The sequence below is a fragment of the Psychrobacter immobilis genome (assembly GCF_904846225.1).
Classification (GTDB): domain Bacteria; phylum Pseudomonadota; class Gammaproteobacteria; order Pseudomonadales; family Moraxellaceae; genus Psychrobacter; species Psychrobacter immobilis_F.
In genome coordinates this window covers 1-25,947 of the sequence record NZ_CAJGZJ010000014.1, presented here as the reverse complement: position 1 = coordinate 25,947, position 25,947 = coordinate 1, and the positions used below count along the sequence as shown (strand labels likewise).

19 protein-coding genes and 1 pseudogene are annotated in these 25,947 nt (G+C 41.2%); 11 read left to right on the top strand and 9 right to left on the bottom strand.

What is annotated here, in order from left to right; all coding sequences use genetic code 11:
• Nucleotides 1-74: 74 nt before the first annotated feature.
• The 4 genes from JMX48_RS09990 (at nucleotide 75) to uvrA (ending at nucleotide 8,030) form a co-directional block, all read left to right on the top strand.
• Nucleotides 75-1,340: a DUF1176 domain-containing protein gene (locus JMX48_RS09990; RefSeq protein WP_227687976.1), complete on the top strand. Its 1,266-nt coding sequence runs from the start codon at nucleotides 75-77 to the stop codon at nucleotides 1,338-1,340.
• Nucleotides 1,341-1,914: 574 nt separating this feature from the next.
• Nucleotides 1,915-3,579: a DEAD/DEAH box helicase gene (locus JMX48_RS09985; RefSeq protein ID WP_201537286.1), complete on the top strand. Its 1,665-nt coding sequence runs from the start codon at nucleotides 1,915-1,917 to the stop codon at nucleotides 3,577-3,579.
• 400 nt (nucleotides 3,580-3,979) lie between these two features.
• Nucleotides 3,980-5,224 (top strand): DUF819 domain-containing protein, encoded by a 1,245-nt coding sequence (locus tag JMX48_RS09980; RefSeq protein WP_201537284.1) that lies wholly within the window; start codon nucleotides 3,980-3,982, stop codon nucleotides 5,222-5,224.
• Between the two features lie 250 nt (nucleotides 5,225-5,474).
• The gene (gene uvrA, locus JMX48_RS09975; RefSeq protein ID WP_201537282.1) at nucleotides 5,475-8,030 is read left to right on the top strand and encodes an excinuclease ABC subunit UvrA; all 2,556 of its coding nucleotides are present in this window, start codon (nucleotides 5,475-5,477) and stop codon (nucleotides 8,028-8,030) included.
• Between the two features lie 39 nt (nucleotides 8,031-8,069).
• Here uvrA and JMX48_RS09970 read toward each other — a convergent pair whose 3' ends face one another.
• The 4 genes and pseudogenes from JMX48_RS09970 to JMX48_RS09960 all read right to left on the bottom strand — a co-directional run.
• The gene (locus tag JMX48_RS09970) at nucleotides 8,070-8,810 is read right to left on the bottom strand and encodes a peptidase (RefSeq protein ID WP_201537280.1); all 741 of its coding nucleotides are present in this window, start codon (nucleotides 8,808-8,810) and stop codon (nucleotides 8,070-8,072) included.
• Between the two features lie 41 nt (nucleotides 8,811-8,851).
• Nucleotides 8,852-9,637, bottom strand: a complete 786-nt coding sequence (locus JMX48_RS09965) for a transglutaminase family protein (protein WP_201537277.1) — start codon at nucleotides 9,635-9,637, stop codon at nucleotides 8,852-8,854.
• A 76-nt stretch (nucleotides 9,638-9,713) separates the two neighbouring features.
• Nucleotides 9,714-10,346 (bottom strand): alpha-E domain-containing protein, encoded by a 633-nt coding sequence (locus JMX48_RS14250; RefSeq protein WP_413786359.1) that lies wholly within the window; start codon nucleotides 10,344-10,346, stop codon nucleotides 9,714-9,716.
• A gap of 135 nt (nucleotides 10,347-10,481) precedes the next feature.
• A pseudogene (locus JMX48_RS09960) lies at nucleotides 10,482-12,128 on the bottom strand (circularly permuted type 2 ATP-grasp protein); the annotation flags it as partial.
• A 159-nt stretch (nucleotides 12,129-12,287) separates the two neighbouring features.
• Between JMX48_RS09960 and JMX48_RS09955 the strand changes: the two are divergent.
• The 4 genes from JMX48_RS09955 to JMX48_RS09940 all read left to right on the top strand — a co-directional run bounded on the left by JMX48_RS09955 (nucleotide 12,288) and on the right by JMX48_RS09940 (nucleotide 16,713).
• On the top strand, nucleotides 12,288-12,494 hold the full coding sequence (locus tag JMX48_RS09955) for a GDSL-type esterase/lipase family protein (protein WP_265088782.1): 207 nt from the start codon (nucleotides 12,288-12,290) through the stop codon (nucleotides 12,492-12,494).
• A gap of 155 nt (nucleotides 12,495-12,649) precedes the next feature.
• Nucleotides 12,650-13,648, top strand: coding sequence for a RhuM family protein (rhuM, locus tag JMX48_RS09950; RefSeq protein WP_201537271.1), 999 nt, complete (start codon nucleotides 12,650-12,652; stop codon nucleotides 13,646-13,648).
• Nucleotides 13,649-13,743: 95 nt separating this feature from the next.
• Nucleotides 13,744-15,795: an autotransporter domain-containing protein gene (locus JMX48_RS09945; protein WP_201537268.1), complete on the top strand. Its 2,052-nt coding sequence runs from the start codon at nucleotides 13,744-13,746 to the stop codon at nucleotides 15,793-15,795.
• A gap of 162 nt (nucleotides 15,796-15,957) precedes the next feature.
• Entirely contained in the window at nucleotides 15,958-16,713 is a 756-nt protein-coding gene (locus JMX48_RS09940; RefSeq protein ID WP_201537266.1) for a zinc-dependent peptidase, read from the top strand.
• A gap of 127 nt (nucleotides 16,714-16,840) precedes the next feature.
• On the opposite strand, the gene JMX48_RS09935 is transcribed toward JMX48_RS09940, so the two are convergent.
• A complete protein-coding gene (locus JMX48_RS09935; protein ID WP_201537263.1) occupies nucleotides 16,841-17,512 on the bottom strand; it encodes a hypothetical protein in 672 nt (223 codons plus the stop codon).
• 200 nt (nucleotides 17,513-17,712) lie between these two features.
• Between JMX48_RS09935 and JMX48_RS09930 the strand changes: the two genes are divergently transcribed.
• Nucleotides 17,713-18,210, top strand: coding sequence for a hypothetical protein (locus JMX48_RS09930; protein WP_201537260.1), 498 nt, complete (start codon nucleotides 17,713-17,715; stop codon nucleotides 18,208-18,210).
• A gap of 1,299 nt (nucleotides 18,211-19,509) precedes the next feature.
• Nucleotides 19,510-20,787 carry a tyrosine-type recombinase/integrase gene (locus JMX48_RS09925; RefSeq protein WP_201537257.1) on the top strand — a complete coding sequence of 426 codons (1,278 nt, stop codon included), beginning with the start codon at nucleotides 19,510-19,512 and terminating at the stop codon, nucleotides 20,785-20,787.
• 330 nt (nucleotides 20,788-21,117) lie between these two features.
• Here the strand turns inward: JMX48_RS09925 and JMX48_RS09920 are convergent, their stop codons facing one another.
• From JMX48_RS09920 to JMX48_RS09910, 3 genes are all read right to left on the bottom strand, one after another.
• Entirely contained in the window at nucleotides 21,118-22,533 is a 1,416-nt protein-coding gene (locus tag JMX48_RS09920; RefSeq protein ID WP_201537254.1) for a YjiH family protein, read from the bottom strand.
• Between the two features lie 100 nt (nucleotides 22,534-22,633).
• Complete coding sequence (locus JMX48_RS09915) at nucleotides 22,634-23,593, bottom strand: arginase (RefSeq protein ID WP_201537251.1); 960 nt, start codon at nucleotides 23,591-23,593, stop codon at nucleotides 22,634-22,636.
• 190 nt (nucleotides 23,594-23,783) lie between these two features.
• A complete protein-coding gene (locus JMX48_RS09910) occupies nucleotides 23,784-24,854 on the bottom strand; it encodes an ornithine cyclodeaminase (RefSeq protein ID WP_201537248.1) in 1,071 nt (356 codons plus the stop codon).
• Between the two features lie 165 nt (nucleotides 24,855-25,019).
• Here JMX48_RS09910 and JMX48_RS09905 point away from each other — a divergent pair, with 165 nt between their 5' ends.
• Entirely contained in the window at nucleotides 25,020-25,451 is a 432-nt protein-coding gene (locus JMX48_RS09905) for an Lrp/AsnC family transcriptional regulator (protein WP_201537245.1), read from the top strand.
• A 148-nt stretch (nucleotides 25,452-25,599) separates the two neighbouring features.
• Here the strand turns inward: JMX48_RS09905 and JMX48_RS09900 are convergent, their stop codons facing one another.
• Nucleotides 25,600-25,824, bottom strand: coding sequence for a DUF4926 domain-containing protein (locus JMX48_RS09900; protein ID WP_201537242.1), 225 nt, complete (start codon nucleotides 25,822-25,824; stop codon nucleotides 25,600-25,602).
• Between the last annotated feature and the right edge of the window lie 123 nt (nucleotides 25,825-25,947).

The following is a 25,947-nucleotide window of genomic DNA, read 5'->3' as shown; positions in this document are numbered from 1 at the left end:
TAGTGCGCTATCGGAATAGACAGGTGTTTATACCCTTTCTATTAAAGAGTAACTTTTATTAAAGAGTAAAAGCTATGAAAGCTCATAACCGTAAGCTAAAAAATTTATCCTTACCAGTAAGGAATGCTGGCTCAGGTTTTGCCAGTACCGTTACCACTCAAGACCGTCAATTTATACCTATTTATGGATACTTAAAGTCCTATTACATGACTTGCCGAACCATCAACTCTAAAAAAATAAAAAAGATACCACTATTAATGATTAAACCTAAAATACTATTATCGACATTTGCTGCAATAAGTATGGCTTTATTTAGCACAGCAAGTATGGCAAGTTCAGGTGTCGAATTTGTTAGTCAAGACTGGCAGGTTGCCTGTGATAACACCCTGACTTGTCGGTTGGCAGGCTATCAATCAGAAAATGATAGCGAATTCCCTGTATCGATATTACTCGTACGCCGCGCAGGTGCAAATGCTGGCGTGGAGGGAAAAGTAAAGATTGGCGGTGCTAAAGAAAGCTCGTCTAAAGCGTTAATGAAACTGGGTGATCGTCACCGTATGTCATTGTTTATCAATGATAAAGATTATGGCGAAACCAAAATGTTTTCAGCTTCTTCAGGCGACGCCGAACTAACTGCCACACAAATAACGGCGCTACTAGATGCTCTGCCCAAATCAAGTAAAATTGAGCTGGTACTGCGTAACTCCCGCTGGCAGCTCTCTGATAAAGGGGCTAGTGCCGTTATGCTAAAAGCCGACGAAGCTCAAGGCCGAGTAGGGACGCCAAGCGCCTTTATTGATAAGGATAGCGTCTCTAAGCCCAATAGTAGCGTACGGCTACCTAAGGCGGCGCCCATCCTACGATTTGTAATGCCTGATCCAAAAGTGGTCTCTAGTAATAAAAAGAAGTTTGTTATGCGGGCTTCTCAGCTAACCGCATTGATGAAAAGCAGTATGAGTAATGTCGATGATGATTGCCCCAATTTATCAGATAAATCGCCTTGGCTTGTCAATCGCCTCAATGGTACGCAACTTCTAGTACAGCATGAATGTTGGACAGGGGCTTATAATGTAGGCACAGGTGCATGGGTCATCAATGATAGCAAGCCTTATAAACCAAACTTGGTAACCACCAGCGCGACAGGCTACGATAAAGGCCGAATCACTTCTGTACAAAGAGGTCGAGGTATTGGTGATTGCTTAGCCAAAGAAGAATGGGTATGGACAGGCAAAGCATTTGAAAAGAGCCATGAAAGCACGACTGGACTATGCCGCTTAATAGAAGTGGGCGGCGCATGGCAACTACCAACCTATGTCACTGAGGTGAAAGTGGCGCAATAGCTGTGAATAACTGACTCATTAAGTCACCTATTTACAGCGGTCATTATTCACAATATCAGGCTTATTTTTACAGTAATTAAAAAAATAGGTACAGATAGTTTTTTATTATGCTATACTGCGTCGCCACGTTAGCTTAGGCTTTCGTGAATTATGAGATTGATAACATCGCCTGCGATTTTGGGTCTAGGATGACCATAAGTAATTGTTGCCGATGATTTTGTGTACTCAAATAACATTTTATAGAAATATCCGTTATTTTTGACTCATATCTTATCTACTAGCCTATAAATTTGGTCTAGATTGGTTGTTGTTCGCCTTTATTTGCTTTGGACAAAGTATTAATAATGCGCTTATATCAAACAAGGATAAGACACTCGGCACTACCACCAAAATACGTCAGACAGCACGAACGCATTTATTGTAGAGACTCTAAGCTTTATTGGCTTGGTCTCTGATTATCGACACTTTTATGTGGTCCGATAATTCTTCAATGAAGGCAGCGTGGTGAACGGTTATCAGTGGTATGCATCAAGCTTGCTGAATTTACAGCAGCTTATACTTACCAAGGATTCCCATGACTGACATCTTATCTGCAATCGCCGCTGAAAACGGCATCATCGAAAGCACTGATACTCCAAACACTGACACCAATACTCAAGCGGCTGCTACTGACGCCACTGAAGAGAACACAGTCACGTTTACGAGTCTTGGCATTGCTAAGCCGATTCTTACTGCGCTTGATCGCAGTGGCTATACCAATCCAACACCAATTCAAGAACAAGCCATTCCTTTCGCTCTAGCGGGCCGTGACTTACTATTGTCTGCACAAACAGGTAGTGGTAAAACAGCAGCATTCGTTATTCCAGTATTGGATCGTTTGAGCCGTGCGACTAGCTTTGACAAACTGACTAAAGCGCTTATTTTGACGCCAACGCGTGAACTTGCTCAGCAAGTACATGACAGCGTGCGTACATACTCTAAAGATATGCGCGGTCTATTTTGCGTGCCATTAGTTGGCGGCGCTCCATACAATGGTCAGATTACTGCTCTGAAAAAAGGCGTGCAAGTTATCGTTGCAACGCCTGGTCGTCTACTTGACCATATCAATGCAGGTCGCGTTGATCTATCAAGCCTAGAAGTCTTGGTACTTGACGAAGCTGACCGTATGCTAGACATGGGTTTTGCTGATGATATCAGTGATATCCTACGTGCAGCACCGACTGATCGTCAAACGATTATGTGTTCAGCAACTTGGGATGGCCCAGTAGGCAAAATCGCTGCAAGCTTCACAAAGAACCCTGAGCGTGTATCAATCAAAGTTGAATCAGCACACATCGAAGAAAAAGTGTACTACTGTGATGATTTTGATCACAAAAACCGTTTGCTTGACAAAATCGTTTGCCAGCAAGATATGGAACAAATCATTATCTTCGCTGCTACCAAACGTAGCACTGAAAAACTGGCCAAACAGCTACAAGAAGCGGGTCATAAAGCAAGCTTCTTACATGGTGATTTGCCACAAAGCAAGCGTAACCGTATCGTGCAAGACTTGCGTAATGGTAAAGTTAAAATCCTAGTAGCTACAGATGTTGCCGCTCGTGGCCTAGATATACCAGCTATCTCACATGTCATCAACTATGACTTACCGCGTCAAACGGAAGACTACGTCCATCGTATCGGTCGTTGTGGTCGTGCTGGTCGTACTGGTATCGCTATCAGCTTATGTAGCATGGATGATCGTCCACAGCTAAATGCTATCAACCGTTATTTAGATCGTAAAATGGAAGTATGTATCATCGAAGGCATGGAGCCTAAGAAGACTTATGTTCCTAGCGAAAATAAAGGCAATGGTCGTGGCCGTGGTCGCGGTCGTTCTAATGGCGGCGGTAATGGTCAAGGCCGTGGTCGCGCGGGTGGTGGCTATCAAGGCAATCCTGCTAATGCTCGTGGTCGTTCAAGCGACAGCGCACCTACTGGTCAACGCGCCAGCAATGACAGCGGTTATCAAGGCAAACCACGTGACGCGTCAGGCAAGCCAAATGAGCGTTCAGGTGGCAAGCCGTATCAAGGCAAGCGCACTGGTGGCCCAAGCCGTGGTGATAGCACTGGTGTTCCACGCGGTGAGCGTGCAGCAACTGGTCGCGGTCGTCCAAGTGGCAGCCAAGGTCGTCCAGCAGGTCGTTCTGACAGCCGTGGCCAAGGTCGTTCAAACGGCGGCAACCGTGGTAACAACTCGTAATAACGCTATTGTTAATGGTTAATAAAGGCTTTCAATCGAAGCTTCTAATTTAACCAACTAACCTAGTATAAAAAAGCCAGATACTTGTTATCTGGCTTTTTTGCGTTTGATGGTTTTATATTAATAACGATTACTATCGTCATAGTCGATATTAAATAAAATGGATATAAGACACTCTACTGTATGACGGCGACAAATTTTTCTTGCTTGCTATGCCTGCGCAGACAGAGGCGACAAAAACTTATCCCCGACCCGTTATATCTTTTTTATATTGACCTGACTAAGGTTTAAAATAAAAGAGACACGCTGAGATGTTAAATACGAGATAGTGGCTTGCGTGTTTTTTTCGCCTTGTCTATACTGATTCACTTTTGCCAGTTATCTGTTTCGGAGCACACTGATGCCTGCCACCTCAAGTTTAGCAATTGATAGTTTGCCTTTAGCATTTGGCATCATTATGGCCATTATTGGCTTGGTTTTTTATACCCAAGGCTTACCGAACAAATTTTGGCGTCGTTTTTATGCGGTATTACCCGGTATTGTTCTTTGCTGCTTTATACCTGCAACGCTAAACAGTTTAGGTGTCTTCGCTGATGGCGTTGGCTCGCAGATTTATGGTTTTACCGCGACTTATCTATTGCCAGCAAGTTTGCTGTTGATGACGTTATCGATGGATGTTCCTAAAATATTGGGATTGGGCTGGAAAGCGATTGCCATGTTTTTCGCTGCCAGTATTGCCATTATCATTAGTGGGCCTATTAGCTTAGGCATAGCTAAGTGGGTGTCGCCTGAGATGTTCACGGATGATACGCTATGGCGCGGATTTTCGGCAGTGGCAGGCAGTTGGATCGGCGGCGCGGCTAACCAAGCGGCCATGAAGGAGCTGTTTGGAGTTAGCGACGATTTGTTTGGTATGATGATTTTGGTAGATGCCACCAATGCTTCATTGTGGTTACTAGCAATCTTGGTTATGGCCAAGCACAGCGCTAAGATTGATCGATTTTTAAGAGCAGACACGAGTAGTATTGATAAAGTAATTAGAGCCGTTGAGAGCTATGAGCGCGATCATGCTCGTCCTGCTACCTTAAATGATTTGATGGTGATGTTTGGTTTGTGCTTTGCCATGGTAGGGGTGGCACACTTTCTCGGAGGGCAAATTGCTGCCTTTTTTGCGCCGTACAAATGGGCAGTACAATACAGCTTTGCCAGCTCATTTTTTTGGATGGTGGTGATTATTACTTTGATAGGCGTGATTTTTTCGTTTACTAAAATTCGTAGACTCGATCACGTTGGTGCCTCCAAAATGGGTACAGTATTTATCTTTATATTAATTGCGGCTATTGGTATGCAGATCAATCTAGCGGGTATTGTCTCACAGTGGCGGTTATTGCTAATCGGCTTCTTATGGATGAGTATTCATGTCGTTATTATCTTCGCTGTCGCTAGATTGATTCGTGCGCCGTTTTTCTTTTTGGCGGTGGGCTCCAATGCCAATACGGGCGGTGCGTCATCAGCGCCAATCGTTGCGACGGCATTTCATCCGTCGCTTGCACCCGTTGGTGTATTTTTGGGAATTCTTGGCTATGCAGTGGGCACATTTGGCGGTTACATCAGTACGCAAATGATGCGACTGGTAGTGGGATAGCACATTCAAATTAATAGCGCTGCATTATCACCATTACTACACAAGACCCGCATTGATGCGGGTTTTTTAGTATTGTCAAACTGAAGAGGACGCAAGTTATTGTTTTGTCTATCTGTGCTAGTAATACGTAACGGTAGCCTTTAACTTTAAGAAGTACGTGTTACCCTCCTTATCAATTACTGACTGACATGCCCTAGCATTCAATAAATATTTTTATAATAAAAAATGATTTACAAGGAATAATAAATTTATGACTAATACAGATAAAAACCCCACTTTTAACAAAATTAACAGCCACCTTAACGACAATAATACTAGCAATCATATTCAGGTCAGAGGAGCACGTGTTCATAATTTAAAGAACGTTGATGTTGATTTGCCTCGCAATGCGCTGGTGGTCTTTACAGGTATATCAGGCTCAGGCAAATCCTCATTGGCATTTGGAACGTTGTTTGCCGAATCGCAGCGTCGCTATCTGGATTCAGTGTCGCCCTATGCCAGAAGGCTGATTGATCAGGTCGATGAGCCAGATGTCGATGCGATAGAAGGGTTGCCACCCGCTGTCGCTTTACAGCAGCAACGAGGCACACCTTCGGTTCGCTCCTCCGTTGGCAGTGTGACAACTATCTCCAATGGTTTGCGTATGCTTTATTCACGAGCTGGCGAGTATCCAGCAGATCAAGATATGTTGTATGCTGATGCGTTTTCACCCAATACGCCAGATGGTGCTTGTCCGACGTGCTCGGGTATTGGCCGCGTGTTTGAGGTGACAGAAGCATTACTGGTGCCAGACAACACCAAGAGTATACGTGAGCGTGCGATCGCAGCATGGCCACCAGCGTGGCAAGGTCAAAATCTTAGCCGTATATTAACCACGCTGGGTCATGATATTGACAAGCCTTGGCACACACTACCAAAAAAAACCCGCGACTGGATTTTGTTTACTGATGAGACACCCACGGTGCCTGTTTATCCTGAATACAATATCGAGCAAACGCGCGAAGCGATTGAGAATGGTGAAAAACCAAACTACATGGGGACTTTTACCAGTGCCAAAAATTTCATATTGCATTCTTTTGCGACGACCCAAAGCCCGCGTACCAAAAAACGCGTCTCACAGTTTATGCAGATATCTGTGTGTCCAGAATGCCATGGCAAAAAGTTAAAAAGAGAATCACTGTCAGTCAAATTTGCAGGATTGGATATTGGCGAGCTGTCACAGCTAACGCTCACTGAACTGGCATTAAAATTAGAGAAAACAGCTAGCACCAAAGTAGCTGATACAACACCAAACCGCGAAAAAGCCATCGTTGCTCAGCGTATTGCCAGTGATATCCTCTCCCGTGTGGAGGCGCTGACGAGGCTTGGGTTAGGTTACTTATCGCTGGAGCGTACGACACCGACGCTATCTCCTGGTGAGCTACAGCGCCTACGACTGGCAACACAAATCCGCTCGCAGCTTTTTGGTGTGGTTTATGTCCTTGATGAGCCATCGGCAGGTCTGCATCCTGCAGACACTCAAGCCTTGCTCAGCGCGTTGGCTGAGCTAATCGCGGCCGGTAACTCTGTGTTTGTGGTCGAACATGATGTTAGCGTTATTAGACACGCAGATTGGGTGGTCGATGTCGGGCCAAAAGCTGGTACGCATGGTGGTGAGATTGTTTATAGTGGGCCTGTTGAGGGACTGCGTGATGTCTCTCAGTCGCATACAGGTCAATATCTCTTTACCGATGCTGCTAACGTTCAGACGAAACCCAGTACAAGATCGCCAACCGCATGGCTAAAGCTGGCAAACATCGAACGAAACAACATAAGAGGGTTGGATGTCGCATTTCCGCTTGGAATTATGACGAGTGTCACTGGTGTGTCAGGTTCGGGAAAGTCAAGTCTTGTCAGTCAAGCGTTGGTTGAGCTTATCAATGAGGCGTTGGGGCAAAAAACCGTTGAGGAAGCACCTGTAGGTGAAGCCGATTTGCTTGAACAGGAGCTTGATTCGGTAACAGGTGGTGAAATCATTGCTGGCATGGAACACGTACGTCGTCTTATCAATATCAATCAAAAAGCCATTGGACGTACGCCGCGCTCTAATTTGGCCACGTATACTGGATTATTCGATCACGTACGTAAGCTGTTTGCGGCAACCAAACAAGCAAAAGCAAATAGTTTTGATGCGGGTCGCTTTTCATTTAACACGGTAAAAGGACGCTGTCCAAATTGCGAAGGTTTAGGTTTTGTCAGTGTTGAGCTGTTGTTTTTACCGAGCGTCTATGCGCCTTGTCAGGTTTGTCACGGTCAACGCTATGACGATGAAACACTGGCGATTACTTATCGAGATAAAAATATTGCTGAAGTATTAGATTTGACGGTTGAAGCCGCTCATGAGTTTTTTGTCGATGAAGCACCTATTTTGCGTGCATTAGAGGCGTTGCTACAAGTTGGGCTTGGTTACTTACGTCTGGGCCAGCCAGCCACTGAGCTGTCAGGCGGCGAAGCACAGCGTATCAAGCTTGCGACCGAGCTACAACGCATACAACGCGGCGACACGCTTTATATATTGGATGAGCCAACCACAGGTCTACACCCTGCCGATGTATCTATGTTGATGACGCAATTAAATGGCCTCGTTGATGCTGGCAACACTGTCATCATGGTTGAGCATGATATGCAAGTCGCCAGCAACAGCGATTGGATTATCGATATCGGGCCAGGAGCGGGGGATGCGGGCGGGTTAATTGTCGCTCAAGGCACGCCAAGTGACGTTGCCCAATCAAAAGACAGTCGTACGGCACCGTTTTTATTGGTGTAATAACGAGTCTTCAAATTGGGTCTGATACTCAGATAAAATTTATCCCCAATAATTGTCAGGGCATTTGGGCAATTCAATCAAAGTGCGACGTAACGCCTCTGACCATTGATGACGAATCGTATTAAAGTACTCATCATGTTCATCGATACGGCGACCTTTGGGCAGGGTTAAACTGTCATTTTTATAAAGCACGAAATCTATCGGCATGCCGACCGATAGGTTCGAGTGAATCGTGGAGTCAAATGACAGCATTAACGCACGAGCTGCATGATTGACATTGGTATCGTATTTGACGGAGCGATCGAGTATTGGTTTGCCGTATTTGCTCTCACCCAACTGAAAAAATGGTGTGTCCTCAGTGGCTTTAATACAATTGCCTTCAGGATAGATCATGTATAGCTCAGCGGGCTGCCCTTTAATTTGACCACCAAGCATAAACGAGCTGGTAAAGGCACCATCAACATTAGCATTAGCGACCGCTTTTGCATGATTCATCTTCTCACGCATGCATTCACCAACCATTTGCGCGGCATCAAACAACGTCGCTACTGTATTGAGATTGCTCTCAACACGCTGGTCAATATCATTTTGTAGTTTGTTGAATACCGCTTGCGAGGTCGCCAAGCTGCCAGCAGTTTGTAGTACCATAAAGCGCTCGCCCTCAACGCCATATTGGTACAGCTTTCTAAAGGTTGAGATATGATCAATTCCTGCATTGGTACGGGTATCACTAGCAAAAACCATCCCTTCTTTGAGACGAATAGCAGCACAATAAGTCATAAAATACCTTTAATGAATAAACGTAATAAAAATAGCGTACGTTATGGTAGCTTTGTGACCAATACAAGACTGTAAAGATTTTCGTAGCCGCCACCCATTCGTACGCCGCGGACAGGCGCAGTATCAAGATAATCTCGCCCAATGGCCACATACACATGTGAATTTGGAGTAAATGCCTGATTTGAGATATCAAACGTATACCAGTAGCCATCTAGCCAAACCTCAGCCCATGCGTGGCTTGCCATATGGTTTTCGGTGTCGTCATACAGATAACCTGACACATAACGGGCTGGAATCTGTTGATCCCGCAAGACACTTAAAAATACATGCGTATGGTCTTGGCACACGCCCGCACTTGTCGCAAAAGACTCAGCAGCGGTTGTACCCACATGCGTGACGTCTTTGACAAAGGGCATTTTCATGATAAGCGCATTTGCCATTGATTTTAGGCTGTCATGGGTGGGAGTTTTTAGATATGGCGCTGCAAATTCGCGCATCTCTTGTGAGCATTTAGTCAATGGGGTTTGTACAGTAAATAGCAGATAGGGAACATGATCCATATCCTCTAAGCGTTTGGTTTCGGTATTGATCTCAACGATGCCTGACGCTTGCATTTGTAAGTTGTTATGCGCCTCATTACGACTCAGCGTGAGCCAGTCGTTACCAAAGCCGTCCTTTTGGTTGGTCGCCACTTTAGGAAGCATTACATCCCATTTATGAATGATTTGGTGCGGCATTTGCATGGGTGTCATGCGTATATACTGTACACTGCGCTGCGCCAGCTCATCGTAATAATAGTTCGTTTGGTGACTGATTTGAAGTTTCATGGTATTTCCTCATAGCGTCTTTCTATTTTTCTGTTTATTTCATATGTCTCAATGAGCGATTATTATTAGTTTTTGGCTAGACACCTTGACGCAGTATGAGATTAAACTCTTTACTAATCAGCGCAAAATCACTAAATTTCTTGGATCTGATCATCTGGTTGGTCAAGCGGATAAGCTCACGCCAGCGCGTATTCTCCGGCAACTCATTAATCCAGTGCTTAAATTCAAGGCTGACTTCTATTGAGTCCTCCTCTAACAAGACGGCACGCTCAAGCTGCTCAAAATGACGCCCTAATTGCCAAAAGCACGTCACTGTCGCATGCTCTTGTTTCATTGCAGCGTTACACGCATGTAGCTGCAAGGTCGCGGCCCGATAAGTACCGGCACTTGATAGTCGCTTGATCAAGTTATATAACTCAGCGGTATCTTTACCAATGACACCTTTGGCCTCTTGTACATTATCCTCAATTGATTGCACGATATTGGGTATGATGTTTTGTTCCAAATCAGACATCATTTGCGCTTTTATGGTTCTAGTCGATTCCTCCTCATCAGCACCAAACCCTAAGTGACTGATTAAGTGTTTGATCTGTGATTTTTTGAGATCACCTTTGATGAGTTGTTTCATGACATCGTCATAGTAATACAGGCGCTCACTATATCGACCTAGCCATATTAAGTGACTGGCGGTAGATAGTAGCAGTATCATGGGAGCATCATCTAAACTCTCATAGCCTGTTTCTAAGGGCTGTACGCGATTATAGTAGTTCGCATGACCTGAAGCATTGACCTCTACTGATGATAAAGACGCGCCCTTACCAGCTGGCTGGCTGTCTAAATCACTGTCATCAATGATCCAAGTGTCTTTGATGCCGCCGCCTTGTGATGAGTTGACGACCAAAGAGCCTTCAACCATTGCCACGCGTGTCAGACCACCGGGTACAATGTCTACGGTGCCATCACCATGACTGAGAATAAAGGGACGCAAGTCAATATGACGCGGCGCGATACCGTCGCTCACGGCAGTAGGGTTGGTAGATAGTGAGATAGTCGGTTGGGCAATAAAGCCCGCTGGGTTTTCAAGCAAGCGTAAGCGATATTCTTCGATCTCTTTTTTAGTCGACGTTGGACCAATCAGCATCCCGTAGCCACCTGAGCCTTGCGTTTCTTTTACCACAAGCTTGCCTAGATTATCGAGCACATATTTGAGCTCGTCGGGCTTACGGCACTGATAGGTTTTGATATTAGGTAAGATAGGCTCTTCATTTAAGTAGAACTTAATCATATCTGGTACGAAAGGATATAAGCTTTTATCATCAGCCATGCCCGTACCTGGGGCGTTAACGATAACCACGTTGCCCGCACGATAAGCACTCATTAGCCCCGACACACCCAATATAGAGTCAGACTGAAAGGCTAACGGGTCAAGATATGGATCATCAATGCGGCGATAAATAATGTCGACTTGTACCTTGCCGCGAATGCCTTGCATGTAGACTTTGCTGTCCTCAACGACCAAATCATAACCATGGACGAGTGGCACATTCATCTCATGTGCTAAAAAGGCATGCTCATAATAGGCGCTGTTAAAACGTCCTGGGGTTAAAATGACGACTTGTGGATCATATTTGGATGTTGAGCTGGCAAGACAGGCTTTGAGACGGTTGGGATAATCACTGATGCCCATAATCGGAGTGTCAGCAAATATATCTGATAATAGTGTCTCTGATATATTGCGGCTCTCAAGCATATATGAGACACCTGATGGGGTGCGTAGATTGTCTTCTAAGACACAAAATCTACCGGTCTCATCTCGAATCAAGTCAATACCGCTGATATGCGAATAAATGGGCTTATCAAGCTCAATACCCATCATCCACGGTTCATAGCAGCCACTGGCATAGACGTAGCTGGCAGGTACAATATTTGCCTTCATGATGGCTTGGTCATGGTAGATATCATGCAAAAAAGCATTGAGAGCGGTGATACGCTGTTTACAGCCTGCCTCTATTTGTTTCCATTCGCTCGCGGCAATAATGCGTGGAATAATATCAAACGGAATCATACGCTCGATGTTTTTGGCATCGCTATAGACTGTAAAGGTGACCCCTTTGCGGTAAAAGATGTTTTCTGCTTGTTCGTTTAGATAATTGAGCGCATCCATGTTGATGTTATCAAGCCAATTGCCAACGGCTTGTGCAACTGGACGATACTGGCCTTTATCCGTTTGGAGCTCATCAAAGCTTGGTGCTCGTGATGGAGGCGTGTCTGCTAAATCTTTGGCGGGCGTATCCTGCGACTGATTTTGTGATTGGCTCTGCGATTGGCTTTGCGATTGTTCTGAATCGCTATCCTTGTCTTTTATACTCGCCTCGGAGGTAGCTATATCCTTATTTTGATTCTGACTTTGGTCTTTGATTTGACCTATTGACTGGTCTTCTTGAGATTGATTTTGGCTCTGAGACTGGGATTGAGATGATTTTTTATTCATAAGTACCTCACGCATCCTTGTTAAAGTTATACTTTATGATAAATACTCTGTCTATACTAAGCAGGGTAACACTTGTATTTCGCCCAACAGGTAATGTATCTCTTAATTAACTATACAACGTATATGAAACAATATACAACAAGAGTTAGATAATAGGTATTGAATAACTTTAAAGCACTGGGGGATTCGCTGACGTATGGCTATAGCGCTAGCATAGAGACTGCTTATCCTGCGGTCCTTGCCGATTTGAGTCAGTGGAAAGTGATGAATGCAGGAGTTAATGGTGATACATCCGCCGATGTGCTGGCCCGAGTAGATGACATTATCAAACAATCACCTGATTTGGTATTGTCTCTATCATTATAAATATAATTAAAATTCAGATAACTTAAGATATCGTTATTTTTATTGGTTTATTAAAAGACAGGTTTTGTGATAACGGACAAGCATCCGTAATATAAATTATGAAGACAACAATAGTCTATAGATCACAGTATGATATTACGGGACGAGAGCTTTTTATGAATGATGATGCGGTAAAAGTAGAGATATACGAAAGTGCAGATGGACAGACACAGATTGAGATTCGCTTAGAGCATGATACTTTGTGGCTCTCGCAAGCACAATTGTCCACGCTGTTTGAAAAAGACTCTGATACGATTGGTTTGCACCTAAAAAACATCTATAAAGAAGGTGAGTTGGACTCGGAAGCAACTACCGAGCAATCCTCGGTAGTTCGTCAGGAGGGTAAGCGACAAGTCCGTCGTAATATTCGATTTTATAATCTAGATGCCATTATTTCTGTGGGCTACCGTGTCAACTCCAAAAAAGGCACTCAGTTCCGCATTTGGGCAACCCAGCGCTTACGTGAATACTTGGTGCAAGGATATACGCTCAACCAACAACGCTTTGATAAAAACTCCAATGAATTGCAGCAAGCGTTAAACCTTATCAGAAAAACAGCGCAAAGCCCTGAGCTGAATACCGATGAAGGGCGCGGCTTGATTGAAATAATCAGTCGCTATACACAGACGTTTTTATGGTTGCAGCGCTATGACGAGGGTCTATTGGATGATCCAGCAGGGCAGGAAGGCGGCATATTACCCAGCCCAACTGAAGCAATGGACGCACTCAATAACCTAAAATCACAGCTAATCGGTAGAGGCGCGGCGACTGAGTTGTTTGCTAAGCCTCGTGGTGACGGTTTGAGTAGCGTACTTGGTAATCTAGAGCAAACGGTGTTTGGGGAGCCTGCTTATCCAACTATCGAGAGTAAAGCGGCGCATTTATTGTATTTTATGGTGAAAAACCATCCCTTTACTGATGGTAATAAGCGCAGTGGGGCTTTTTTGTTTGTAGATTTTTTACATCGTAACGGACGCTTACTCAATGATAAAGGTGAAATGGTGATCAATAACACAGGTCTTGCTGCTTTGACCTTGTTAGTCGCTGAGTCTGACCCGAATCAAAAAGAAACCTTGATCAAGTTGATTATGAATATGTTGTCGTTGGAGGTTTGATTTTAAAAAATGCGTTGTTTCTTTTTCTTGTAAATCACATTTAATTGAGTTATTTTTTAGTGTCGATTACATTTCATTAACCAAGGAGAAACAGTTTGCATAATAGATTATCACCGCTCACGATTTCAGTTGTCACTGCGCTGACACTACTTACAGGCTCACAAACATTTGCAGAAGCCCAATACGGTGATTATGGTAAAGAAACGGCGTTAACGCTTGCGCGCGACTATGCTGGTCGCTATACCGGATCTGATAAAGAATTCCAAGCTGCTAACTATATGCAGCAACGTATGACCATCGATGGCAGTAACAATCAAGTCGATCGTCAAACGTTTAATTTTGTCGCACCTCGCGGTTTATTTAGTGGTCAAACATTAACGAGTAATAACATTATCGTGACCCAAAAAGGTATTGCTGATACCAATAAAACGCTATTTGTCGGCGCACATTATGATTCTGCAGTAGCCTATCCAAACTATGAAAATCTAGAGGCATTGGACGATAATGCTTCTGGGTCTGGCGTTTTGACTGAGTTGACCAATAACCTGAGTGGCATTGACACAGAACATGATATTCAGTTTGTGGCATTTGGTGCAGAGGAGGGCGGTCTCAATGGTTCAAAGGCGTTTGTTGATCAGCTCACTAACGCAGAAAAATCGACAGCACTGGGTATGATTAACTTAGATAGCTTGATTACAGGCGATAAGATGTATGCCAATGCAGGACGAAATGCTTACGACGATGGCGGCAATGAAGTGGCTGCCAATGTAGGACTGCGTGAAAATGCGCTGCGTATTGCAAAAGAGCTTGGTATCACACTCGACGTCAATCCAGCCATCATTGCACCAGGCGCGACAGAACCCTATGAACCTTATGGCGTTGGCTGTTGTAGCGATCAGGAGTCTTTTGATAATGTGATGCCCGTCGTCGGATTTGAGGCGACCAACTGGGGTCTTGGGCCTGATTATGATGGTTACACACAAACGGAAAATCCGAATATCCCAGATGGCTATACGTGGCATAATCCCGAATTAGACAATGAGGACGTGCTTACTTCTGCATTCGGTGAAGAACGCATAGCACAAAGAATGCGTGACTATTCGCGTATCATTAGCAAATTGATTGTTGAGCAAACCAATGCTGACATCATTGCCGCAAACAAAAGCGCGCTTAACCTACAAAACAGGATGGGTGCAGCCTTAAAGGACAGTGCTGCTGATTCGCACTCAGCGGTTCTTGAGCGTGCCAATGCTTTGGCTTTACCTGCCGCTGATAACAATGATGCCTTTGATGCTTCGCGTACTCAGGTTTGGGTAGACGGCTCTCAAAGCTATGTTGATTCTGATAACGTGCAAGAAGGTACTCGCGCCAATATTGGCATCTATGGTGAATACGTTGTGCAACCTAGCTGGCGTGTTGGTGCTGGTCTACAAGCGGCCAATCAAAACAATAAAACTATAGAAAACGGTATTAAAAAAGACACCAGCTATGGCGTTCAAGCCTACTCGTTACTGGGTGGTAAAAATAAGGCTTGGTGGAATACGACTTCTATAAGCTTATCTAAACATGATTTAGATGTTAATAGCACCGTCAGACTAGATGGCAATGATGGTATCAACATTATTAATAATAGCGAACGCGGTAATGCTGATGCAGATGTATTTAGTGCTTACAATGAGCTTGGCTACAATTTTCTTATCAAGAAAAATGTCGCTCATGGCGCTTTTTTAGGTTTGAACTACAGTGATACCGACATAGACGGCTACACGAGTGGCGATGCCAACTCTCGCACAGCCCTCAAAATTGACAGCACATCTAGTGAGGCATGGGACTCAGAGCTCGGTTACCAGTTGCAGTATGGTTTTGATTTAATGGGTACGCCCGCCAAGCTTCAAAGCAAACTTGCTTATGTGCATGTCATCGAAGATGGTTTAGTAGATCGTTTATCGACAACCTCTTTCGCTGACGGGCAAAAAAGAGATATTAGTATTACCCAAGTAGACAAAGATGATGACTATGGACGTTTTGAGCTGAGTGTTAGCAACAAGGTTCATAACAATGTCTACGCTTATCTGAATGGCGATACCACCTTTGCACGTGACGATAAAGACAGCTCAATACAGTTAGGCTTACAATATCAATTTTAAAAAGTAATGTATGGATGACAGCCTGCGCCGCTCCATGATTCATTTATGAGCCGCGTTTTTTATACATTTTAGTATAGTAATTATAATGGCGTACTACTGATTATCTCTATAATATGTGTAGGACAGCTGGCCTATATACTAAGAAAAATAGGGATAAAGTGTATGTTTGACATCATAAAAGACTGGCGTGAGCAGCGCATACTGGATAGTAGTGAATTCACCCATGAAGACTGGATGCGAGCTGCTGAGCGTATCGTGATATTGGATAGGTTGAATGAAGACGAGCTAAGCCACTTGTTTGATTTGGCGACCTTGTTTTTGGATGATAAGTCGATTGTAGGCGCACAAGGTTTTGAAATTACTGATGCTGTCAGACAATCAATTGCGCTACAAGCATGTTTGCCTATCTTAAACCTAAGTCTTGAATGGTACGCTGGCTGGTCGTCAATTATCATTTATCCTGGTTCATATAAAAGCGACAGCACCACTGTAGATGAGTTTGGTATCGTCCACGAAGGCAGTCAGCACCGTAGCGGCGAAGCATGGCAACGTGGACCCGTCATATTGTCATGGCAGGATGCCAAACATTCAGGAGAGCGTGATGGCCACAATGTCGTTATTCATGAGTTTGTGCATAAGCTCGACATGATGAATGGCCGTGCTAATGGTTTTCCGCCAATGCAGCCTGATATGGACCCTACGCGTTGGACAGAAATTATGACGCGCGATTTTGAAGATTTTCAAACGCACCGAAAGTCAGGTTTAGATCGTTATGGCGCCACCAATCCAGCGGAATTTTTTGCCGTGCTCAGTGAAGTATTTTTTGAGACGCCGCAAAAGTTGGTTGACGCATATCCAGATATTTATGAGATTATGGTGAAGTTTTTTAAACAAAGTCCACTTCAGCCACAACCATAAATTCAAAATTACATATTAAAAAATAAATATAAGAAAATAAAGAAACAAAAAGGGCAGTGCTTCATACACGAAGCATTGCCCTTTTTCAACATACTTTATATGACCATTCAGATGCTTACACTTTTACTTAAACCGTCCACTGATCGTTAATGACAGCGACGAGATAACGCTTGCCCTGATACTCATCAAACACCAATCGCAGTACACGCCAATCCATACCAGCGTATTGCTCAGTGCCTTTATAATAAAACTCAACCACCTCTGATTTTTGATATACGTCTTTTAAATTATTGATTGAATTACCATTATTGGTAAGCTTGTTGGCGCTGATATTCGTATCATTGAATTTCTCGCCATCCACCCAAGTATCCAAGTATGTCGGTAGCGGCGTGATTAATAAATCACCAGTGCCGTCTTTTTCGCCCCATGTGAAGCGAATATTGGATTGCTCTAAATACTGTGTGTATTGCGCACGGCTAAAGACTTTATCAGACTCAGGACGCACGTAGGCATACATTGAAAAACGCACACCACGTGTGGGATGAATATCATCAGTGATTCTAGAAAAATCCTTATTAGCCAGTGCGCGCTGTATATGTAACGCTTGTTGGCTAAGGGTTTGCTGATTGATATCCGTATAAACAGTGTTTACTGCGCTTCTAGTTGACTGAGATATCATGATATCACTGGCATTGGAAACAGATTGGCAACCAGTCACGGTTAAAGCGAGCAACACAAAAAGACTTATGGAAATCGATTTTGATGGTTTTTCTTGAAAATAATTAGAAAATAGCGTCATAAACACATCCTTGTCAAAGTGGTTATTAAGTATGGATGAAAGAAGCATAATATGAATAAATAAGAACATACCATGAAATCGTTAAGCTAGCGCAATTTCGATAGGAAAACCTGAATGATACGATATTACAGCAGAGTCCTAATATGGCTATGATGTAATAGACCTTAATATTAATAGTATAAAAGTTCGTAGAGAACGACATGCCAATATATAAATCGCTGACATTGTTATTGATCATAGGACTGACGACCGTCGGTAATGCTACAGCAGATGTGATAAATGCATCTCAGAAGCAAGATGCCATGGCTGATATAAAGATCGCAACTATTACAAAGATGTACCAACAAAACATCGATGACCAAGGTATGAGTAATCCTGCGGTGCTACAGCAATATGCCAACGCTGACTTACAAGCAGCGATGCAGCTAGCACAGGATTATTTTGATAAAAATCAAATGTCCTGCAATCTTGATTATGATGTGCTGTGGGATTCTCAGGATCCTGATTACACCCAAGACAAAAAATTCTCGATGACTGAGCAAGGATTGGTTCAAGTCAGCTTGGTGCAAGGGAGTGATATCTATTATGATTTGTCATGTGATTCTGACGATGAGCGTTCTAATTGCCAAATTTCAGATGTAATCTTAGATCAAGATGGCAGAACTTTGCGTAAGTATTTACTTGAGACTTGTCGTTAGTAGAAAGCTGAAACTGATCTTAAAAATATCTAAGCGAAGATAATTTTGCAAACAAAAATACTTGGTCAAATATATAAATTCTATGACACAAATGGCTATTCACTTAACTACTAAAACCATTGGTTTGTTTTCGCATAATGTATATTATGTTAAATAGACAGTACCTATTAATATATTTATGGGATTATAACTGCCTAATAAAATACTATTCGGATTAACTGGTAACTGCTTCAAAATAATATGTGTCGCCTGTTCAAGCAATCGTTTTAATCATCACTAAGCTAATTATTAATCTATCTCTCCTGTCAATTTAATGTGGCGTCCTTTTGGATGCTAGTTTGCTTTAATCTATCCCAGAAAGCTTTTATATAAAATTGTTCTGCTTATCATCGTATTATCTGCCTCTGCGAAAAGCTATAATCAGCTGTTTATTTGGTATTTCACCTCAATCGCTATAACCGTTACCTAGTAAACCAATCGGCTATTATGTATTCGTTGATAGCTGATTGGATCTTTAGTGTGAATACCTTTGAACCACAGTCCGCCTTCACGTGCTTATATGTAGAATACCGTTACCCATAGATTGATAGCTGGTATTGAATATTAAAATCCTATTTGATGCTTCTTACCCTATATTACGGCTAAGAGCGCATATAGGCTTTAATACTGATAGTTTTATTTAGTTTGACTGTAAGTCTAGTTTCGATATATTTTATCATTGCGATCATCATGCCTAACCACGTCGTAATATCTTTTTACTTCGATTAACCTGAAAGCTTTCCAAATTACTGAATTACTCATGAGTATTTTCTAACGCCTATACTTCCTGCAAGAAATTTTGATATAAAGAGCTAAATCGATACCCTCCAAATTTGCACAGAACAGTACTATGACCCTGATTTTTATATTCTGTGCACGTACAGGAGCATGGTTTTTTGTGTAAATAAACCGAACAACGCTATCAACGATCACAAACAGTATGATTGCTTTTAATCTGTCTGAGGTTTATTACCTCAAACGCCATATATATCAATGAACACATGGCTTACTCCCTCTCTTTCCCTTATACTATAATTATCCCCAAGTGAACCTTGGGGATAATTAGTCTTTGGTATCTATGAAATAAAGGGCTTTTGGTATATATGTTAAAATATCAGTGTCCACCCTGGTGTCCAATGGTATATCTGGTTTATAAATAAAATGCTTTTGATGAACGATAGTTATTTTGACAAATATAGCTCCAAGTTAATAGATGAATATTTTTAATTTATCTTACATGTAATAGTTAGGGTATAGATAATGGCTGTCAACAATATAAATGAGATCAATAAACTTGAGTGCCGAGATAAAGACTATTCAGTCAGTATTTCAGACATTTCGGGTTTAAGTGTTCGTATTTATCCAAATGGTAAAAAGGAATATTACTTCCGTTATTCGCATCCACACATGGAAGGTAAACGCCCTAGAATGATGCTGGGCCGAGCTGATGAGATTAGTCTCCATGAGGTTAAGTATAAAGCAGACTCTATACTGAGCATGCTGGCCAAAGGTGTTGACCCCAAGGCTATACATCAACAAGAAAAAGTGAATAAATATGCTCACTTAAAAAATGCAACGTTTGCTGAAGTTGCACAAGCCTGGAGAGATAATAAGATAGCGAGTTATCATCAAGGTAAATCTAAAAAGTCTTCTTTTAGTGAATCAACACTCAAATTTTGGGATTTGTGTCTAGGATATATGTGTCGTGAGATTGGCGATTTAAGGATGAATGATATTACCAGCGAGATTATATTGACTGTGTGTGAAGCTATTCAAAACAATGAAAATCAAGCAGCATTCGTTGGAGCCAGCACTCGACTTTATACTGAAAAGGTATTTTCATTCGCTGTAGCGAGAGGACTCTGTGAGAAGAATGTGGCTGTGGATACTCGTGGAGAGCTTGCACCCGCCAATTCAGGCAAGCATTTACCAGCGATTACTAAACCTGATCAGTTTGCCACTCTCCTAAACGACATGTCCAATTTTAAAGGCGCAAGTAAAATTACAAGAGAAGCAATGAATTTGCTGCCTTATTTGTTTGTACGTAGTGTCGATTTACGTTCTATGCGCTGGCAGGACATAGATTGGGATAATAAAATATGGGCGTTCTCCCCTACTAAAGGCGAAGGTCGTGATGATATGGTATCGCATTTGGTCGTTCCATTAGCCACTCAGGTTATCGCGCGCTTACGAGAAATACAATCAATCACGGGCCACAAAGAGTATGTATTTGCATCGATGCGCGCTTCAAGCAATCCCTATATTAGTAAAGCCACGCTAGTACAAATATTTCATCGGCTTGGATACAAAGATGTGCAATGTGCGCATGGATTTCGAGCATCGGCTAAAACTTTGCTTATGGAACAACCTGAGTTACGTTATTCGGATATCGTAACAGAGTTACAGCTGGGTCATAGAATAAAGGACACGCATGGCGGTGCTTATAATCGACTGGATGAAATAGATATTAGAGTAGAAATGATGCAAGTTTGGGCGAATTATATAGATAAGCTCCGAAATTTATCTCAATATAGTTAATCCTAAATAAAATAAGGTCAAATATTATCACGCGTGACTTTTACAAATTTTGCTTGCTTGCTGTGCCTTCGTAGACAGAGGCGGCGCAACACTTATCCCAGTAGCACTGTGTTTGTTTTATAGTGGATCGACTATAGTAACTTTGGTGTTTAACAAAAAATACTGATGTGCTGTGAATGCTATTGTGATTAGCTCAATGTTAATAGCAAAAAACCGCCTTAATAGGTGGTTTTTTGCTGCTGATTTTTTGTTAAGACATGGTGCTGGTAGCTTTCAGAAAATTCTATTTAAAAAATTATTTTACCAAGCTAAATTTATAGTTTAACGTTATTAAAAAATCATATGAGCACATAATGCAATAATTGGTAATGAAATAATAGTTCTTAATAGAAAAATTATTAATAATTGAAAAAAGCTGACGGGAATTTTTGTTCCTAAAATTAATCCTCCTACTTCCGACATATAGATTAATTGAGAAACTGACAAGCAAGCGATGACAAATCGAGTTAACTCTGACTCTATTGAAGAACCAATAATAGCAGGTAAAAACATATCTGCAAAACCTACCATAATAGTTTTTGACATTTCTGCTGCAAAAGGTATATTCAATAACTCTAAGAATGGAATAAATGGCATACCTAAATAATCAAATACAGGGGTTTCTTCTGCAACGATTAAGCCTATAGTCCCGATTGCCATAACGACAGGCAATATCCCGATCCACATATCCAAAATGTTTTTTAATCCATCTTTTAAGAACGTAAAAAAGCTTGGACTCTTTTCTGCTTTTTGAACGGCTTTATGTAAACTGTGGGTAAATAATGTTTCTCCTTTAGGAATGGTTTCATGGTCTCTATCACTGTTTTCTATTACATATGTATTTTCAATTTTAGATAAAGGTAATAACCTTGGTACTATTAAAGCACAAACAATTCCGCATAAAGCAACGACTCCAATCATATTGATAAAGTAGCTTTCTAGTTTAACCTGAGAAATTACAACCAAACAGAATGTAATAGAAACTGCTGAAAAACTGGTGGCAATAACTGCTGCTTCTTTTTTAGTATAAAATCCGCCTGTCAATTGTTTATCAGTTAATAGTACGCCGATAGTTCCATCACCTAACCATGATGTTAAACAATCAACAGATGATCTACCTGGTAAACCAAATAAAGGTCTCATTACTTTACTTAATAAAACACCAAAAAACTCTAGCAAGCCAAAATCAAGTAATAGTGGTAGCAACAATCCAGCCAAAAAAAACACGATAAAAAGTATTGGCATTAATTCATATAATATCAAACCCCCAATATTGTCTGAATATATAAATTCATAACCATACTTAAAATAGGTAACTGCAACAAAAAATGCACCAAGCATTCTAATAACAAGCCAAGGTGTTGTAACATTCAACAAATTATTTAGAAACGCATTATTTAAAATTAATGAAGGTTTCATGATTTTAGTATATAAAGTACAAATCAATGTAGTCATAATTGAAATTACGACTAATAATGGCAAAAGCTCATTCATGTAACCTTGTATATAATCCTTTAGTACAGATATAGGAATGGTAAACCCTTCTGCATATGATACAAACTTACCATCTACATAGGGAATGGGAAGTACGAAGACCATTAAACCTATGATAGATGGTATAAAGAATTTTAAAAAACCTCTGATGCTGGTACTTTTACTGACACTGGTAACATCTTGACTTGACGTATTAGCTTTAATAATTTCCATATTATTTTTGACTCCCTGTCCCTTTTTTATTCAACATATAAAATGTTATATAATAAATTTCTATATATTGAATATCCTAACTCGTTTTAAATGGTCCATACTAATAATGATTTAAAAGAGACTGCGTGACTTTTTCTAAAATTTTGAATATTCTAGTTGAATCATCTTTTGAGTTATTATATAAAGGATTGATTTCTGCCATTTCCCAACAACATACTTTCTCATTTTTAATTAATTCTATATTAAGTTGCATCGCTTGCTCATATGAAAGACCATTCATTGCAGGAGTGCCTGTTCCTGGTACATATAAAGGATCAACACTATCAACATCGAATGAAACATAAATATGGTCGCAATATTCTAATTTTTTGAAGATTTCTTCTACGGTAGAACTGATTCCTTTTTGAGTTATTTCAGCAACGGAATATAAAGGAATTTTATGTTTTTTAATTAATGCCATTTCTTCTTCTTGGTAATCTCTAACGGCGCAAAAAACTATATTTTCTGGTTTAATTGATGGCTCATCAGAAGCTATAAATTTTAACTTCTCCCAATACTCTTTTTCTTTCTCAGAGAGGTCATTACGCTTACATTCTAAATTATCAATTGCACAAGCCATTGCTAAAGGCATTCCGTGCATATTTCCTGATCCACTGGTATAGGGTGAATGAAAGTCAGCATGGGCATCTATATAAATTACACCAATCTCAGAATCAGGGTGCGCCATCTTGAGACCATGCATCGTTCCTGCACAACTAGAATGATCTCCAGCTAAAATGATTGGAAATTTATTCTCATTTCTTATATCTTTTACTTTATGTGCTAACTTAGATATGATTGGTTCAATTACATCAGCATATTTTGCATGTGAAAATTGTGATTCCCCTTCACTATTACTATCATCTTCGATACTTTCAAATTGCAGTTTTTCAAAATAATCTGCATTGAGTTCCTTCGATGACGCTTTCAATGCCTGAATACCTAAAGAGGCGCCTTTTTTATATCCTGCAATATCCGAATAAACTTCTACTATTCTTATATTTTTCATCGTATCAGTCATTTTTTTCTCCATTAAAGAAAACAAATTTTCTATATTATTTGAATTAGTAATTAAATTAGTTTTTTCTTATATTAGATCTCTTGCAAAAATAGCAAAGAGATTTAATATAAGAAACATAAGGTTGCACCAATCACTTATGACATAGCCATAGCTTCATGCTTCACTGTGCTAAGCTTCGTTCGTCGCTATGTTAAGCTTCATTCGTCGCCATGCTATGTTCTTTCACTACCGAATATAGATTTTTAGGATCAGCTTGCTGAGGTATCAAATCTAAAATCTCATACCCTTCTTGCTCTCTGATTAAGTCTCTTAAAAAGACCAAGGCCGTAAAATCTTCTGATGCAAAACCAACACCATCAAATACTATGAGATCATTAGCTGACTCTCGGGCTTGCACTTCACCTTTAAGAATGCGATGAAATTCAGTAACAGGAAAGTCGCTTGATAAATTTTGGATCTCACCTTCAATGCGTGTTTGAGGCTCAAACTCTACAATCACACGATCTGCTCGCATTAATATATTGCTATCCAGCTCTGTCTTACCGGGACAATCACCGCCTATCGCATTAATATAAACACCTTTTTCAATGATATCGTCTCGTAAAATAGTGGCATTTGTCTTATCAGCTGTACAGGTAGTAATGATCTCTGCACCTAAAACAGCTTCTTCTAACGTGCGACAAACAATGACTTTTAAACCTGAGTCTGAAAGGTTATCAGCCGTTTTCTGCGATGCCGCTGAGTCAATATCATACAAACGAACTTCTGAAATACCTACTATGGCTTTCATACCTAATGCTTGAAATTCAGACTGAGCGCCGTTTCCTATTAACGCCAATTTTTTAGCGCCTTTTGGCGCACAATGTTTGGCCAACATAGCGGATGTGGCAGCAGTACGTAATGCCGTAAGGATACACATTTCTGTCAGCAAAATAGGATAGCCAGTTTCGACGTCAGACAAGATACCCATAGCCGCCACGGTCTGTAGATTTCGTTTGGTATTAATTGGATGACCATTGACATATTTACAAGCAAACATATCTCCATCGCTTACTGGCATCAACTCGATAACACCGTCTTTAGAATGCGAAGCAAAGCGAGAAGATTTTTCAAATTGATCCCAACGGAGAAAATCTTGCTCTAAAGCAGCTACTAGATCCGTAATACATTGTTCAACACCATAATCGTGAATCATTTTAGCCATCGCTTGTACACTAACGAATGGAACGCCTTCCTTGGGTGATACGATAAATTTAGACATTAATTTTGCTCCTTGATAGTTTTTGTAACTGACTTGAAATATCTTAGCAAGGCTGAGTGTTAGTTAAAATGCAAAAAACTCACTAAATAAGCACGATTATTTTGCATTTTGCTAATACATACTGTACATTTTGCTAAATACAATCCACGGTAGGTCAGAAATATAATGAGAAGGTATATTTACGATAGTTTAGATAGCGAGCTTATCTCAGAGTTGAGAGGAGATGGTCGAGCCACTATTTCGCATCTCGCTGAAAGGCTGAAAGTATCTCGTGCCACGATACAAAATCGGCTCGATAGACTGATCTCTAACGGTGCAATTCTTGGCTTTACTATTCGAGTGCATGAAACTTTAGATCAAGAAACTGTAAAAGCGCTCATGATGATCGAAATATCTGGACACTCCACATCTAAAGTCATCAGAAAACTACGAGGCATACCAGAACTGGTAAAGTTGCACACAACCAATGGTGCATGGGACCTTATTGCTGAAATAAACACGCCGACCCTAAGTGAGTTTGATGAAGTGCTTCGTCAAGTGCGAGAGGTTGAAGGTATTCTAAATAGTGAAACGAGTGTCTTACTTTCGAGTTTTTAATATAACTGTACTCAGGAAAATATGTTCAGCACAATATAAGGATGCAACTCTTTAGTGAGGACTTGAACCTTTGGCTAATTGATTTTTATGCTTATGGGCTTTTAGATTGAATTAGTATATATCTGAATGTGTTTAATGATCGGGTTAACTATTCGAAATATGTTTCAGTGCTGGCAACCCAATAAAGGCTCATGTCTTCTTCTTTTAGAGATGCCATTTCAGTTGTACGGCCTTCACTATCAATAAACTCAATTAAGTATACAAAAGGAATTTCATCGAATATGTGTACCACAGTTCCCACAGTTCCCACATCGCCTACTTTGATGTAATCTTGATTTTTTCTAACTTTGATAACATCATTTATGTTTAACATAGTGCTAAGCCTTATTTTTCATAATATGTTTTTATCGGAACAAGGTGGTACCCTAGTGAGGACTTGAATCCTTGGCTGTAGGCTAGAATTATCAACGGTTTCAAATTTATGAAATGGTCGCAG

Excerpts from the sequence above, each read along its gene's own strand:
- JMX48_RS09930 (WP_201537260.1), top strand. The coding sequence starts at position 17,713 with ATGCCAATATATAAATCGCTGACATTGTTATTGATCATAGGACTGACG.
- JMX48_RS09980 (WP_201537284.1), top strand. The coding sequence starts at position 3,980 with ATGCCTGCCACCTCAAGTTTAGCAATTGATAGTTTGCCTTTAGCATTT.
- JMX48_RS09925 (WP_201537257.1), top strand. The coding sequence starts at position 19,510 with ATGGCTGTCAACAATATAAATGAGATCAATAAACTTGAGTGCCGAGAT.
- JMX48_RS09900 (WP_201537242.1), bottom strand. The coding sequence starts at position 25,824 with ATGTTAAACATAAATGATGTTATCAAAGTTAGAAAAAATCAAGATTAC.
- rhuM (WP_201537271.1), top strand. The coding sequence starts at position 12,650 with ATGAATGATGATGCGGTAAAAGTAGAGATATACGAAAGTGCAGATGGA.
- JMX48_RS09940 (WP_201537266.1), top strand. The coding sequence starts at position 15,958 with ATGTTTGACATCATAAAAGACTGGCGTGAGCAGCGCATACTGGATAGT.
- JMX48_RS09915 (WP_201537251.1), bottom strand. The coding sequence starts at position 23,593 with ATGACTGATACGATGAAAAATATAAGAATAGTAGAAGTTTATTCGGAT.
- uvrA (WP_201537282.1), top strand. The coding sequence starts at position 5,475 with ATGACTAATACAGATAAAAACCCCACTTTTAACAAAATTAACAGCCAC.
- JMX48_RS09990 (WP_227687976.1), top strand. The coding sequence starts at position 75 with ATGAAAGCTCATAACCGTAAGCTAAAAAATTTATCCTTACCAGTAAGG.
- JMX48_RS09905 (WP_201537245.1), top strand. The coding sequence starts at position 25,020 with ATGAGAAGGTATATTTACGATAGTTTAGATAGCGAGCTTATCTCAGAG.
- JMX48_RS09910 (WP_201537248.1), bottom strand. The coding sequence starts at position 24,854 with ATGTCTAAATTTATCGTATCACCCAAGGAAGGCGTTCCATTCGTTAGT.
- JMX48_RS14250 (WP_413786359.1), bottom strand. The coding sequence starts at position 10,346 with ATGATACTGCTACTATCTACCGCCAGTCACTTAATATGGCTAGGTCGA.
- JMX48_RS09965 (WP_201537277.1), bottom strand. The coding sequence starts at position 9,637 with ATGAAACTTCAAATCAGTCACCAAACGAACTATTATTACGATGAGCTG.
- JMX48_RS09935 (WP_201537263.1), bottom strand. The coding sequence starts at position 17,512 with ATGACGCTATTTTCTAATTATTTTCAAGAAAAACCATCAAAATCGATT.
- JMX48_RS09970 (WP_201537280.1), bottom strand. The coding sequence starts at position 8,810 with ATGACTTATTGTGCTGCTATTCGTCTCAAAGAAGGGATGGTTTTTGCT.
- JMX48_RS09985 (WP_201537286.1), top strand. The coding sequence starts at position 1,915 with ATGACTGACATCTTATCTGCAATCGCCGCTGAAAACGGCATCATCGAA.
- JMX48_RS09920 (WP_201537254.1), bottom strand. The coding sequence starts at position 22,533 with ATGGAAATTATTAAAGCTAATACGTCAAGTCAAGATGTTACCAGTGTC.